This is a genomic window from Gemmatimonadaceae bacterium (assembly GCA_020846935.1).
GTDB lineage: Bacteria > Gemmatimonadota > Gemmatimonadetes > Gemmatimonadales > Gemmatimonadaceae > RBC101.
This window is the reverse complement of record JADLCY010000005.1, coordinates 96,083-110,813: the sequence shown is the minus strand read 5'-3', so window position 1 is coordinate 110,813 and position 14,731 is coordinate 96,083. Positions and strand designations below refer to the sequence as shown.

Genomic DNA, 14,731 nt, shown 5'->3' with positions numbered 1-14,731 from the left:
ACGGGAGAACCATGATGCGTCACACGATCGGTCTGGCCCTCGCGGCCATCGTCGCCACCACCGGCGGAGCGCAGGAGCGCCAGTCGGACCGCGCGTTCACCTGGGACGGAGTGATCCCCGAAGGCCGCTGGCTCTACGTCCGCAACCTGAACGGCCACATTCGCGTCGACCGCGCCACTGGAACGCGGGTGGAGGTGTCGGCCACCAAACGCTGGCGCCGTGGTGACCCGGACCAGGTCCGCATCGAAACCAAAAAGGCCGGTGACGACGTCATCATCTGCGCAATCTGGCGCGAAAGCACGCGCTGCGATGAAGACGGCTACAGCACGCAGAGCGAGGGCTGGCGCGGCCGCAGCAACGACACCTCCGTGGAGTTCGTCGTGCACCTCCCCCCCGGCGTCAAGCTGGTGACGAGTACGGTCAACGGCAGCCTCGACATCACCGGAGTGACCTCCGAAGTGGAAGCGAGCACCGTCAACGGCGGGATCGATGCCGCGAGTACCGGCGGTCCGGTCCGTGCACGCACGGTGAATGGCAGCATCGTCGCCCGCATGCGCACTCTGGGTGATCGCGACCTCGACTTCGAGACCGTCAACGGCTCGGTCGAGGTCTGGGTCCCCGACCGCATCGATGCCGAGCTCGACATGCGCACGGTCAACGGCCGCGTGCAGTCGGACTTTCCGCTGACGGTCAGCGGTCGCATCAATCCGCGCCACATCCGCGCGAAGATCGGCAACGGCGGCCCGCGGATCTCCATGTCCACCGTGAACGGCAGCGTGGAGCTGAGAAAGAACTAGCAAGCGCGCACGTGGCGGTCGCACCGCCAGGTGACCACAAGAACTGGCGGGCTCGCCCTGAATCGCCCGCATCGCGGTGACGTGCACGGGTTCAATTTTGACCGACTCGGTCATTCAGATTGACCCACGACCGACGGGCGTGACGGGTGCGGGGCCAAGGGCCCGGACTTAGCTTTCCCGGCAGACCATCGCCGGAGACCTCCCATGGGCGCCACGTTCCGCCCCATCACCGCACCAGTCGTCGTACGGAGCGGCACCGACCGGGCCACGCTCGTTCGCCGTACCTACTCGCTCGTCTTTGCCTCCATCCTGGTAACGATGGCGGGCGTCTGGTTCGGGCTCGGACAGCCGGCCATCATGGGCTACGTGGCGCGGCACCCGTTCATCACGATGCTGCTCACGTTCGCGCCGCTCATCCTCGCCCTCAAGCTGCGCGACGCCTTTCCGGCAAACCTCGGCCTCGTCTTCCTGTTCGCTGCCATCGAGGGCGTGGCGATCTCGCCGATCATCGCCTTCTATGGGAGCCAGAACCCGGGCGTGGTCTCGCAGGCCGCACTGCTCACCGGCTCGACGTTCGGCGTGCTCACGCTCTACGCCTTCGTTTCCCGCCGCGACTTCAGCGCGTGGGGCGGCTTCTTCACCATGGGGCTCTGGGTCCTGATCGCGACCTCGCTGCTCAACCTGTTCTTCCGGAACCAGACCGCCTCGCTGTGGCTCTCCGCCGGCAGCGTGTTCATCTTCGGCGGCCTGCTCGTCTTTGACACCTGGCGCCTCCGCAATGTTTTTGGCCCCAACGACTACGTGCAGGCAGCGGTCGCGATCTACCTGGACCTCCTCAACATGTTCCTCGCCATCCTGAACCTCCTGGGAGGCCGCAGCCGGGACTGACCGGGCGCGCGCAGAAGCCCGACCCTGACGGGCCCGCTCCACTGCGAGCGACAAAGGGGAGCGCGAAGACTCGCGCTCCCCTTTGCCGTTGCGGTCATCCGGTCGTTGCGCGACTACAGGCTCTCGATGCCCCGCGCGAGTTCGAAGTCCTTCGTCGTGATCCCGCCCGCCGAGTGCGTCGAGAGACACAGCGTGATGCGGGTGTACCGAATGTCGATGTCGGGATGATGGTCGCGCAGTTCGGCGAGTTCAGCGACGCGGCGAACCCACTCGATCGCGGCCGGGAACGTCGCGAACGCAAACGTGCGCGTCAGCATGTTCCCCTTGCGCGCCCATCCGGTGAGGGCGCCCAGCTCGCGCTGGATCTCGATGTCCGACAGGGGAGTTGATGGTGCGGTCATGGCGGGCGCGGGCAGCGAGGGCTGTGACAATGTAGTACGTACAGCGCGGCGAGGTCGTTACGGGGTGCGACCGGGCCTGCGCTCATGCCAGTCCGTCGCGCGTTGCCACGTCCCCGCGAGAGCCAGGACACGCGCGTCCGCTCCAGCGGGCCCGATGATCTGCATCCCCACCGGCATTCCGCCGGCCTCGCCCGCCGGCGCCGAGATCGCCGGAATGCCGGCCACGTTCTGTGCCGCATTGAGGCGAGTCGACGCCTCGATCACGTTCTCGGCGGCCCCGTTCACGAGCACGTGCTGATCCTCGATGCGCGCCGGGACTGCCGGGAGCGTCGCACCCACCAGCAAATCCACGTCCGCGAACACCGCGGCGAATGCCGTCTTCACCGCGACCCGGGCCTGCATTGCCTGCACGTATTCCAACGCGGTGCGCTGGTACCCGCCGGCCAGCCGCTGCCGCACGAGCGGACCAATCGACTCCGGCTGCGCGCGCAACGCCTCGTCGTGATACGCGACGGCTTCGGAGGAACCAATCACCACAGACGCCGCCTGGGCGACCTCGAGCCCGGGGATTCGCACTGAGCGCAGGTCCTTCACGAGCGGGCGAAGGTCCAGGAGTGCGGCGTCGATCGCGCGCGCGACGGCGCCGTCCAGGTCGCGCAGATGGTATTCGCTGATCCCAACGACGAATCGCCTCGCCGATCCGCGCGCCGCCCCGGCGATCTTCACGCGGCGCGATCCGGTGAGCATCGCCGACAGCAGGAGTGCGCAATCGTCGGCGCTGCGCGCCATGGGCCCCACGTGATCGAGACTGGCGGCGAGCGGGATCACTCCGTCGACCGGCACCAGGCCGTACGTCGGCTTGAAGCCGGTGATGCCGCAGCAGGAAGCCGGAATGCGAATCGAGCCACGCGTGTCGGTGCCGATCGCCGCCGGACACAGGTCGGCGGCCACCGCCACCGCCGAGCCGCCGCTCGACCCACCGGACACGCGCGTGGAGTCCCAGGGATTTCGCGCCGGACCAAAGTGCTCGTTGACCGTGGTCACGCCCAGCGCGAGTTCGTGCAGGTTGGCCTTCCCCACGATGATCGCGCCGGCCCGCCGCATGCGCGCGACCACCGTCGCATCGGGCGAGGGCGGGATTCCCTCCCCATAGCGTCGCGAGCCAGCCGTCGTTGGCGCGTCGTTCGTCAGCAGGAGGTCCTTCACCGCGAGCGGGACGCCCGCGAGCGCGCCCGGGTCGAGGCGACGCGCCAGGCGACGCTCGATCGCGCGCGCGCCCGCCAGCGCCGACTCGGCCCTCACGGTGATGAAGGCGTTGAGCCGCTCCTGCTCCCGGGCAATCGCCGCGAGCGACTCCTGCACGACTTCGGTAGGTGACACCCGGCGGCGAACGACGGCCTGCACGAGTTCGCGCAGCGAGGGGAACGGTGGCGGCAAGGGGCGGTCGTTGGGTCGGAGCCTGAGCGGTGAAACGTACACGCCGATCGCCAGCCGGCCGGCCTCTCGTGGGCAGAGTGGCGGGCCCCGAGGGTCGCCAGACGGGCACGCTGAGCACCCCCTGCACGAAGCGCATGCACGGCGGGCCTGCTCCTCGATCACCCTGCGCCGGGTGCGAATTGGCGGAGTCGGAGCGTGAGCGATCAGCCGCGACCTTGCCTGCCGCCGCGCCGTCCGTGTGCGCGATCGCGTGAAACGACCGAGGCGCGACCCGATGTACCGGATCGCGCCTCGGGAATCGACGGCTCAGGGGTCAGCCCGGCCGCGACTCTCAACCCGCCCGCTCTCGGGGGGACTCCCTGGACCGTCTTCGGGCCCGGTTTGCGCCTTCCCGGATCTGCGGTGTCGCTTCGCTCACACCCTGTCGCTCCAATCGCTCGAGACCCACCCGGCGGCTTGCGCCCGCGGGAGCCACGTGCAAAGGCAGCGGATCGACAGGACCGTCAAAGCTCCCGACAAATCGCAACGCGTCCTCGTCGGACCATTTGGCAATGGGGTTATCCATCGGCGTGTCAGGCGCGGGTTGGTACGGGCCAATATTGGAAGATTCATGCCTTTCCGAAATTGCCCACGCGGTCGCCAATGACCTATCTCTTTCGAGATAGATGACACCATGTCACCGGCTATCGCACGCCCACCAACCCCTTGATGGCGGCCAACATGCGGGCGGTATCGTATCCCACGCCGTCCCGTATCACGGTCACGACCTCGTAGATGTCGCGCGCGTTCGACACCGGGTTGCCGCGAATCACCACGAGGTCGGCGGCCTTTCCGACCTCCACGCTACCTCGGTCGGCGGCCTCCTTGAGGATCGTCGCACCGTTGAGACTCATGATCCGAATCGCTTCGGCGGGTGCGAAGCCGGCCTCCACCAGAAGCTCATAGTTCCGAAGGTCGCCGAAGCCCGGCAGCATGCCGGTGCCCCACGGGTCGACGCCCGCCCCCAGCAGGCCACCCGCACGCACGAAGTCACGCTCCCACTGCATCATCTTCTTCAGGAGTCGGCTGGGGACCACGAGTCCGTCCTTGCCGATGGCTGCGTGAGCCTCCTCGACCTCGCGCCGCGTGTCGGGGGCGAGCAGGTCCATGGCGCGGGCATTGAGCTGCATGCCGGGCATGAACGTTTCGTACACGGCGAGCGTCGACGTGAGGGCCACGCGTTTCGCGACGAGGTCGCGGATCGAGGCCTGCACCTCCGGGCTCTTCACGTCGACGTCGGCCTGGATGCGCATGTTCTCCGGCGGACACACGTCGGGACGCTTGCCGGGAACATAGGCGCTGTTCGTGATGAAGCCGTGTTCGAGCGCATCGATGCCTAACGCGGCCGCATCGGCAAAGCTGAGCGAACACAGGTGGCCGGTGACGCCCATGCCGTGCTTATGCGCCTCGTCGATCACCGCGCCGGCGACCGCGCGCGTGATGCTTCCCTGCAACTTGAGCCAGGTCGCGCCCTCCTCGGCCCAATACGCCACCACGCGGCGCCCCTCGTCCGGCGAGGTGAGCCCCCGGTTCCCCGAGGCCGCCCCCGCCGAGCCGTTGAGGTATGGCCCGGTGATGTGCATGCGCGGCCCCGGCAGATCACCCCGCTCCACCGCGCGCTTCATGTTGAGTTCCTGATAGGGGAACATGCTCCCCGCCGTGCGAATCGTCGTCACGCCCAGCGCGAGGTACGCCATCGGTCCGCTCTGGCTCATCTGCGTGGTGCGCGTGGTCGCCGAGAAATACGTGTGCTCGTGCAGGCCTACGAAGCCTGGCGTGACGGTGTGCCCCGTGAGGTCGAACACCACGGCGCTCCGCGGCGCCGTCAGGCCGGCTGACGCACCGACCGCGACGATCCGGCCGTCGCGGACCACGATCGTCTGGTCCTCGCGGACCGGGCCACCCGTCCCATCGATCAGACGCACGTGCGTGAGTGCAACGAGCGGCGAATCCACGGTCACGAACGGCCGCTGACCCGGCGTGATGGCAGGCCGCTGGGCGGCCACTGCGACGGGCAGGAGCAGACAGGGGAGAATCGAGCGGAGGCGCATCTGGGCGGGATGGAGTGCCTCACACTGAGTGGCGCCGCGCGGCGAGGCAAGGGCATGCGCCGGCGGGCCGCGCGAACTTTCGCGCCGACCACGGTGGACGGACTACAGGATGCCGGCGCGGATGTTGTCGCGAATGAAGTGGAACGCCGGATCGTTGAGGGCATCGAAGCCATCGAGGTTGGCGACGTGTGCGCCGTACCAGTCATCGACGATCGCAGCTTGCTGCTCGTTGTTGAAGCCGCCCCAGCTTCGCCTTGGCCAGGCCGTGTCCATCAACCGGTTCGAACCGCTGAAATAGGTGTAGTTGGAGCTCAATCCGCAGATCATGTCGACGATGGACCCGTGCGAGATCTGCCAGGCGTGCGTGAGCTCGTGAATGAACACCGACCCGGGCTCGGGATAGCTCGAGTTCGCCGCGCCCTGGTACGTCGTCGGGTTGTCAAAGGCCTCGTCGCCCATGTTGACCAGGATCGAGTTCCCGATCGATGGGATCGTGAACTTTCGACCGTTGGAGTGCGTCAGGTTGGTGATCACGACGCGGTCGTAGTCGATCCGGCCCTTGAAGACCCGGTCGGCAAAGGCTCGCTCCGACGGGTGCATCGCTCGATGCTTCACGTTCGCCACGGCAACCGTGGCGGCGCCTGCGACGATCGCCGGCACGAGACCAAACGGCCCGACCACGAGCAGCGTGGCCCCGCCGACGAGAATGCCCGCGAGGATGTCCGGACTGGCGAGCTGCGCGTCCATGCCGGCAAGTTCGTTCCCGATCAGAACGACCCAGCCGTACGGTCCAAGAAACACGTTCGCGACGATGCCCTTCACGGCAAAGGTGAGGACGTCGACGGCCCCGCCGAGCACCCCCGTGATGTTGGCATCGAGACGTCGGCCGATGCCGGCGCCGCTGCGCAGCGAACGCCAGTGCTCCGTGAGACCGGCGTTGACGCCGGCCTGCGACCAGTCCTTCTGCCGTGGTCCCGGCGTGTCGGTCCCGAACACGCGCCCGCGCTCCTGCGCCGCGACGACGGTGCCATCGCCGCTCACCACCCAGGCCTGCATGCCGAAGTGGTACGACGGAAACCCCGTCGCGCGCATGTGTCCGGTGAACACGTAGGTGCCATTGCTCCGGAGTTCGAACGCCACGTGTCCGTTGATCGGCGCGCTGTCGTCCGTGTGCACGGCCGTGCCGACGCTGACGGTCTCGACCTGGTGAAGCCGCGTGACGATCGCCCGCAGGGTGACGGGCGTCGCCATGCCGAGCAGTCCGGCGAGCGAACGTGCCGACGGCTCTGCCTTGACCCACGAGCGAACGATCTCCTGCCGATAGTTGACCATCGCCACCTCCAACTGACTACTGCAGGGCGATCAGGATGGGAATGAGGCCGTTGCCGTGCGAGAGCGGGGCCAGCGCCTTGCCGATCACCGATCCGAACGCGCGCATGGGATCACTCGCCCGCATCGCGTGACCGGGCGTCGGTGACGTGGTCAGGAGGTCACCCACCGCGATCGGCCCGTTGTCCGCGGTCACCTTGCAGCACGCCTTCCCGAAGAGCGCAATGGGCGCGCGATCGTCCGCCGGACCCTGGCGATCCAGAATCAGGGCCGGCCGGAACGAGCCCGCACCCGAGACGATGCCCACGACGGCCTTGTCGTAGGCCTCGCCGCTGGGTCGCAACACGCCCCGATCACCGATCACCATCACCGTTCCGGGGGTCGCCGCGGCCGTGTCGACGACGTCAAAGTCCTCCGCACCATCGGCGTTGGCGAGCAGGATGTCTCCGCCGACCGCGAGCTCGCCGCCAATCCACACTTTGCCGTCGAAGAACCCGGCGTGCCCGCGCGACCCTTCTTTTCGTGCGTAGAGCGCTGCCCCGGTTCCGTGTGGATTCAGGTTGTACGCTGCAACCGCCGCGGTGCCAGGTGAGCGGGTCTCGGCGTGCACCGCCTCGTGCCCCACGCTGTATGCGGCGACACCCATGCCGTCGCGGCTCGTCGCCCGGACGCCGATCCCGCCCCCGAGGTGCTCGCCGGCAACGCCGATTCCGGCGTTGTTGTCCACGATCAGGTCGATGGGCGGGCGGTCAATCACCACCGCAGCGCCAGCGGGCGGGCTCACTGCATGTGCCAGCAACGGCTGCGCCGCCGCGGGTGCCGCCAAGGCCGCCACGGGCCCGACCTCGCGTGTCGTGCCGAGCGCGCCTGTCGGTGCGTGCGTCGCCTCGTCGACGAGCTTCGATTCGTCACCCGCGTCCGCACGCGCCATCGCCACCTGGCGCGCGAGAGCGCCGGCGTGAATCACGGCCGTGTTGACCTCTACACCAACCGTGCCGACGAAGCGGCTCCGACCCGCGACCCCGCGAACGCCAACGCCTCGCTCGCACGTGCCAAACACTCCCTCGCTTCGCGAGCTCCAGCCTTCAACCCCTCGTCCTTCGACCGACGTACCGCGCACACCAGCCGAGGATGTACTGTCGCCGGATACGCCGTAGGCAGACTCCGACCAGCCTTCGACCCCGCGCCCCGAGCGAGACGTACCGCGGACACCGGACTGCGCATCGCTCTCGCCGGCCACACCGAATGACGTATGACTCCGGCCAGCGACCCCGATCCCGCTGTCGCTGGTGCCCAGGACCCCACCTCCGGTGCCGGAGAGACCCTCCACCGCGTGCGCCGCCTTCGACAGTCCGCGTACACCGGTCGACTCATCGCTCTGGCCAACGACACCAGGCCCGCTGCGGCTGAAGCCCGACACGCCTTCACCGTCGACGCTGATCCCCACGACACCGGCGCCGTCGGCCCTGCTTTCCCCCGAGATGCCGTGGTGCTTCTTGCTCTTGCCGATGATGGCGATCTCGTGCGTTCCCGTCACGCTGTTCCTGAGCGTAGGCATCGATCTTCTCCCGAGCCGAGTCGTGAGCGCACGCGGGCGAATCGACCTCAACCGTGCGCGTTGATTCCGAGCACGCGACGCCACCGGGATCCGTGACTGGAGGACCACATCCGACACAAACGACCGACTGCGCGCGCACCCGACACGCTGCAATGGTGAGGCCATGACTGACGAGCCCTGCCGTGACGTACGTCAGCGCCTGCGGTGACGCGTCAGCCCCGCGTGCGCTCGACTCAGTGCGAGCCGGCTGCCGGCGGCTCGCCCTCGGCGGTGGCCTTCCGCCGGGCCATGAGTTCCGCCCGTTCGCGAAACGTGATCGCGGTGCCGCACTGGGTGCAGCAGTAGTTGCCCGTCCGCTCGCCCTGGTCGTATTCGCGCGAGAAGGTGGGATGATCGCAGGTGCGATCACCCCACTGCTCTCTCAGCTCGACTGCTTTCCGTCGTTGCACTGTCGTGTCCCTGGGTTCACGTGATGCAGCGCTCCGGGTTACGGAACGATCTTCTGGGCGCGATTCGGGTATGGCGGCGGCCTGGGCACCGGCCTCGGATCCTCCGCGATCTTCTTTTGCAGGTACGCGATGGCCGCCTCGAGCTGGGCATCCTTCCCGCCAAACGTCGCATGCGGAAGGTTGTCCACCACGATGTCCGGGATCACGCCTTCCTGCTCGATCAGCCACTTGCCCTCCGGGCCGTACACGCCGCTCATCGGGGCCCGGGCGACGCCGTTGTCCGAGAGCGTGTTGACGCCGCTGAGCCAGATCTCGCCGCCCCAGGTGCGCGTGCCGATCACGACGCCGAGTCCCAGCCGGCGGAACCCCTCGGCCACGGCCTCGCCGTCGGATGCCGTTTCGTGGTCCACCAGCATCACCATGTGGCCGCGGAAGGATCCCTGCATGTTCCAGTATGGCTCGCCCACGCGGTCCTTCCAGTACATCCATGGCTTGCGTGACAACATTTCGAGCACCCAGGAGTCGATGTTGCCGCCGCGGTTCTGCCGCATGTCGAGCACCACGCCCTGCTTGTCGAAGATCGGCGTGAACTCGCGGTAGAACTGGTTGATGTCGCCGCCGCCCATGGCGCGCAGGTGAACGTAGCCGATCGCCCCGTCGCTCTTCTGCTCCGTCGCGAGGCGTCGCGTGTACTCCCAGTCGGTGTAGCGCAGGTTCGACTCGTTGCCGATCGGTTCGACGACGATGTCCCGCGCGGTGGTGCCGGTGCCCAGCGTGAGGAGGACCTGCTTCCCCATCTGGTGGCGCAGCAGTTCGCCGATATCCCGCACGGCCAGTGTCTTCGTTCCGTTCACGGCGGTGATCACGTCGCCCGCCTTGACCCCCAGCTCCGGGTCGGCGAGCGGGGACCGCTCCGAGGGATATTCGGGATCGGTGCGATAGACGTAGTCGATGCGGTAGCCGCCCTGGGCCGGGTCGCGGAAGAGGCGGGCACCGAGCGACGCAACGGCGATGTTGTCTTCGCCGCGACGCAGGTCGCCGCCACCGACGGAGGTGTGGAGCGCGGACAGCTCCCCCACGGCCCAGCCGATCAGATCGCTCAGCTCCGCACGCGTCGTGATGCGGGGGACGAGCGCGAGGTACTTGTCGCGCGTGGCCTTGTAGTCCACGCCGTGCATGGCCGGGTCGTAGAACCAGTCGCGCTCCAGCCGCCAGGCGTCAACGAAGATCTGCCGGAAGTCGTCGCGCGTGTCGATGGGGAACGTCCAGCCCGTGAGGTCCACGCGACTGTCGTTGAGGTTGGCGACCCGGGCCGCCTTTGCGTCGATCACGTGCAGGTTGTTCCCCTTTCGCACGAGGATCTTTCGCCCGTTGCCGGACAGCTCGGCGCTGCGGATGTCTTCGGCGACGACGACCGGTTCCGGCTTGTCGTTCGTGAGCCGGAGCGCGGTGAGGTCCGTTCGTGCATCGGCCCCCGATCCCCGAGCGGTGTAGAACAGCGCCTCCGCGTTCACGGCGAGGGAGCCGAAGTTGCCGCTGGCCACCGGCACGCGGCGGATGCGGAGCGGCAGGCCGTCGAGCACCACCTGCATCGGACGCTTTGTCGTGTCTTGGCGGCTGAGGGCCGGCCTGAGTTCATCGTCCGGCTGGAATGGCGAACGCAGGCCGGGGCGCAGCGCCACCTGGTAGATCTCGATCTCCTTGTCGAAGTACGGCTCGGGTCGACGATTGCCCCACGGCGCGCCGACCAGCGTGCGCAGGTTGCGATCCGACAGGAAATAGAGGAAGTCGCCCTTTGGATCCCACGCCGGCGAGCTGCTGTTGGTCCGATCGCTCGTCAGGGCCACGCTCCGGCCCGTCTCGACGCTGTAGAGCCTGATCTGCTGGAACGAGTTCGCGGCGGTCATCTCGAACGCCAGCCATCGCCCGTCCGGCGACCACGCCATCTCGCCGACGCCCTGCCGGTTCTCGCTGACCTTCCGCATCTCCCGGGTGGCGACGTTCATCACCCAGAGGTCACGGTTGTTGTCGCTCCACGCCATCCACTTGCCATCCGGTGACAGGTGGGCCTGGTAACGCAGGATGTTGCCGTTCCGGGTGAGCGCCTCCTCAGCGCCTACGCCGTTGGCCGGCACGCGCACGAACTCCAGTTCCCCCGTCTCGTCCGAGAGCGCGATGAGCGACGTCCCGTCGGGGGCAAACACCGCGTCACGGAACCGCACGCTGTCCTTGCGCGACGCGCGCACGAAGCGCCCACCCTTCACCGGCGCGACGAACAAACGCCCGCGTGCCGTGAGCACGACGCGATCACCGTCGTTCGACAGGTGCGCCGCCGAGAGGTATGTCCACGGATCGCTGACCCAGTTCTCCCGCAACTGGTCGAGATCCGACGCCAGCGTGATGGGAATCTGCTTCGTCTGGCCGGACGCAAGATCGAGCGCCCAGAGATCCGCGCCGAGCTGATAGACGACGCGATCGGCCGAGATCGACGGATCGCGCACGTCCCAGCCGGCGTGCCGGGTCACCTGCTTTCTGTCCGAGCCATCCTCGGCCATGGACCAGATGTTCATCGTGCCGTCGCGATCGCTCACGAAGTACACGCGGCCCCGGTGCCACATCGGTGAGTGACTCTCGCCCTTGTAGTCCGGCGTGAGGTTCACCGCTTCGTCGGCGCCCGTCGTGTACTTCCAGATGTTGCGCGCCGTCCCGCCGGTGTAGCGCTTGGTGACGTTGTTGTGGAACCCCGGTCGCGCGAAGTAGAGCGTCCGTCCCGACGCGTCGTACACTCCCTCCGACGCCCCGGCGAGCGGAACCAGGGTGCGCGTGCCGTCCGATAGATTGAGCTGCACCAGGCCGGACTTGGGGAGCCCGCTGTATTGCAGCGTGCGGTATACCAGCTTGCCATCCGGAGTCCAGCTCGTCGGCGCCGCGGCATCGCCGTCGTAGGTCCAGCGAACGGGCGCGCCGCCGGTGATCGGCATCGTATACAGCGCGGCCGGTCCCTCGTAGCGCGCCGTATACGCCAGCGTCCTGCCGTCCGGTGAGATGACCGGGTCCGTCTCCTCCGCGGCGTGGCTCGTGAGCCGATGCGCGAGTCCGCCGTTGAGTGGCACGGACCAGAGGTCTCCCTCGGCGGCAAAGACCAGCGTCTGACCGCTGACCGATGGAAAGCGATAGAAACCGAGGGTGCCGGCAGGCGCCTGTGCGCCGGCAACTGTCGCGAGGAGGGCGAGTCCAGCCGCGGGAATGCAACGATGATGCATGGTCGGTCGGGTTGGGGCCGCGACAATACTATCGCCCGGAGCGGGAGTTCACCCACCCCGTGCTGATTTCGTGTCTTCGTCGTTTGTTCGGCCCGACGATTCCACCTTTCTCCGGCCTGAGTCTGATCATGATGACAGGGCGCCGTGCAGGTACTCGGCGCCACGACGACGGGCTCATGCCAGCACAACCGGGCCCACGTGCCGGGGATGCGGATCGCCTCCAGCGGACGTTGCCGCGCCAACGATGCTTGATCGCTCGACTCCCGTTGCCGGAACGCCCGGCGGGAGGAGCGTCCATCGACTGTGACCCGCTGAGTCTTCCGTCGTGTGCAGTGATGACTCCGCGCACCGCCTCGGCGATCGCCGACCCGTTGTTCATTGCCTTCCAGCAGGCCCTGGCCGGGCGCTACTCGCTCGACCGGGAGATCGGTCGCGGCGGCATGGGCATCGTCTATCTGGCGCGCGAGGTCCATCTCGATCGACTCGTCGCCATCAAGCTCCTGCCTCCCGAACTCTCCGGCGATCAGGCGCGGCGAGCGCGATTCCTGCGCGAGGCGCGACTGGCCGCGCGGCTCTCGCATCCGAACATCATTCCGATCCATGCGGTCGAGGAGCTCGAGCACTTCGTCTTCTTCGTGATGACGTTCATCGACGGGGAGACGCTCGAGCACCGCGTGCGGACGCGTGGCCCGCTCGTAGGGAGCGAGGCCGTGCGCCTCCTGCGCGAGGTCGCGTGGGCGCTGTCGTACGCGCATGGACAGGGGCTGATACACCGTGACGTCAAGCCCGACAACATCCTGCTCGAGGTCTCCACCGGGCGCGTGCTCGTGGCGGACTTCGGCATTGCCGAAGTGACGGGCGATGCCTGCGCCGCTGGTGTCGCCGGCACGCCGGAGTTCATGAGTCCCGAGCAGGCGCTCGGCGATCCGGTCGATGCGCGCAGCGACCTGTACGCACTGGGCGCCACGGCCTTCTTCGCCTGTTCGGGGCGCCTTCCCTTCGAGGGCGGCACGGCGACCGAACTGCTTGCCCGGCACGTGACCGAAGCGCCACCGCGCCTCACGTCGCTCGCGCCGAGCGTCCCGCGCACGCTGGCGTCGCTCGTCGATCGCTGCCTGGCCAAGGATCCGTTGCATCGCCCGGAGAGCGCGCAGTGGCTCGCCGAGGAGCTGAATACTGCTCTCGAGAAGCGGCGCGAGATTCCGGCCGCGTTGCGCGACTTCGTGAAGCGGGGGGCGCGCCTCAACGGCGGCGGAACGCTCCTCGCGTCCGTGGCGATCCTGCCGCTGGTGGCCGTGGTCACCCCGATGACCAGTGCGCAGGTCGGCTGGATGACGTTTGGGTTCGGCATCACCGCACTGCCGTTCGGCTATTTCGTCTACGCGGCGGAGCGGCTGATGGATCTTGGCTTCACGCACGCCGACATCGGGCCCGCGTTTCGCCGCGAGCTGGAACAGGCCAGGGAGGAGCGGTCGGTCGCGCGTCAGGCGCGGCGAACGCGGCTCGAGCGGTGGCTGTCGGGTGGAATCCGCGTCGCGGGCGTGTCGGGCGCGGCGGCGTTCGCGGTCGGCTCGACGGGTCTCGTGAGCGGGAGCGTCGCGGACGCCGGAGTGCTGTCGATGGTGATCGCGGCGCTCGGCGCGCTCGGTCTCTTCGCGCTCAGGGGACGCCACGAAGATGTCGAGACCAGCATGTGGTCGAAGGTCTGGCTCGGCCGCATCGGTCGCGCGGCGTTCGCCGTGGCCGGCACGCTGCTCGGCGATCGCGCGCGCACGACGACCATGACACACCGCGCCACGGAGCTGGCGTTAGGCATGGCCGCCGAGCAACTGTTTGCGTCGCTCCCCGCCGACACGCGCCATGCCCTTGGCGACGTGCCGGCGCTCGTGCAGCGGCTGCAGCGTGACGCCCAGCGCCTGCGACAGCAGCGCGACGATCTGCAACAGGCCCTGGCCGAAGCGCATGATGCCACCGCCCCTGCGCACACCGACTTGCGCGCTACGTGTGACCAGGTGCAGGTGAGGCTCGGCGAGTCCATGACGGCGCTGGAGACCATCCGCCTCAACCTGCTTCGGCTCCACGCCGGCTCGGCCACCGTCGAGGGGCTGACCACGCACCTGGGCATGGCCGCCGAACTGTCCGCCGACGTCCAGCGCCTGATCGCGGCGCATGCCGAGGTGGAGCAGAGCCTGCTGGCCCCGCGACCGGCGCTGACACCCGCGTAGCTGACACCCGCGTAGGCACGTAGCTGACGCCTGGCGTCGCCTGATCGCGACAGCGCCCGCTCCAGCGGTGTGGCCTTCTTGAGCGCCTCGATGGCGTCACACGTGTCATCGAGGTGGGGGAAGGCAGCGATCCGCCTCAGGCGCCGGCGAGACTGTCATGCTTCCGTGCGTTAGGCATGTGCATGAAAGTCCGCCCCAACGAGCACCAAGCAGACACCATCGCGGTACCGGCCTCCGCTCCCGGGGAGCGCCCCGCCCAGCCCGTCACCCTCTTCGTCCGGGATAGGCCGCCAC

At 68.2% G+C, this 14,731-nt stretch carries 10 protein-coding genes; 3 read left to right on the top strand and 7 right to left on the bottom strand.

Annotation, left to right across the window (positions count from 1 at the left end; translation table 11 throughout):
• Positions 1-11: 11 nt before the first annotated feature.
• Both IT361_07205 and IT361_07200 read left to right on the top strand, forming a co-directional pair.
• Entirely contained in the window at positions 12-797 is a 786-nt protein-coding gene (locus tag IT361_07205) for a DUF4097 family beta strand repeat protein (GenBank protein ID MCC6317469.1), read from the top strand.
• A gap of 204 nt (positions 798-1,001) precedes the next feature.
• The gene (locus IT361_07200) at positions 1,002-1,685 is read left to right on the top strand and encodes a Bax inhibitor-1/YccA family protein (protein MCC6317468.1); all 684 of its coding nucleotides are present in this window, start codon (positions 1,002-1,004) and stop codon (positions 1,683-1,685) included.
• Between the two features lie 113 nt (positions 1,686-1,798).
• On the opposite strand, the gene IT361_07195 is transcribed toward IT361_07200, so the two are convergent.
• The 7 genes from IT361_07195 to IT361_07165 form a co-directional block, all read right to left on the bottom strand.
• A complete protein-coding gene (locus tag IT361_07195; protein ID MCC6317467.1) occupies positions 1,799-2,086 on the bottom strand; it encodes a 4a-hydroxytetrahydrobiopterin dehydratase in 288 nt (95 codons plus the stop codon).
• A gap of 57 nt (positions 2,087-2,143) precedes the next feature.
• Positions 2,144-3,523 (bottom strand): amidase, encoded by a 1,380-nt coding sequence (locus IT361_07190; protein ID MCC6317466.1) that lies wholly within the window; start codon positions 3,521-3,523, stop codon positions 2,144-2,146.
• Between the two features lie 683 nt (positions 3,524-4,206).
• Positions 4,207-5,613 carry an amidohydrolase family protein gene (locus IT361_07185; protein MCC6317465.1) on the bottom strand — a complete coding sequence of 469 codons (1,407 nt, stop codon included), beginning with the start codon at positions 5,611-5,613 and terminating at the stop codon, positions 4,207-4,209.
• 102 nt (positions 5,614-5,715) lie between these two features.
• A complete protein-coding gene (locus tag IT361_07180) occupies positions 5,716-6,945 on the bottom strand; it encodes a hypothetical protein (protein ID MCC6317464.1) in 1,230 nt (409 codons plus the stop codon).
• A gap of 16 nt (positions 6,946-6,961) precedes the next feature.
• Positions 6,962-8,500, bottom strand: a complete 1,539-nt coding sequence (locus IT361_07175) for a hypothetical protein (protein MCC6317463.1) — start codon at positions 8,498-8,500, stop codon at positions 6,962-6,964.
• Positions 8,501-8,733: 233 nt separating this feature from the next.
• Positions 8,734-8,949 carry a hypothetical protein gene (locus IT361_07170; protein MCC6317462.1) on the bottom strand — a complete coding sequence of 72 codons (216 nt, stop codon included), beginning with the start codon at positions 8,947-8,949 and terminating at the stop codon, positions 8,734-8,736.
• Between the two features lie 38 nt (positions 8,950-8,987).
• Positions 8,988-12,212: a PD40 domain-containing protein gene (locus IT361_07165; protein MCC6317461.1), complete on the bottom strand. Its 3,225-nt coding sequence runs from the start codon at positions 12,210-12,212 to the stop codon at positions 8,988-8,990.
• A gap of 335 nt (positions 12,213-12,547) precedes the next feature.
• On the opposite strand from IT361_07165, the gene IT361_07160 reads away from it, so the two are divergent.
• Positions 12,548-14,437 (top strand): serine/threonine protein kinase, encoded by a 1,890-nt coding sequence (locus IT361_07160; protein MCC6317460.1) that lies wholly within the window; start codon positions 12,548-12,550, stop codon positions 14,435-14,437.
• Positions 14,438-14,731: the final 294 nt, after the last annotated feature.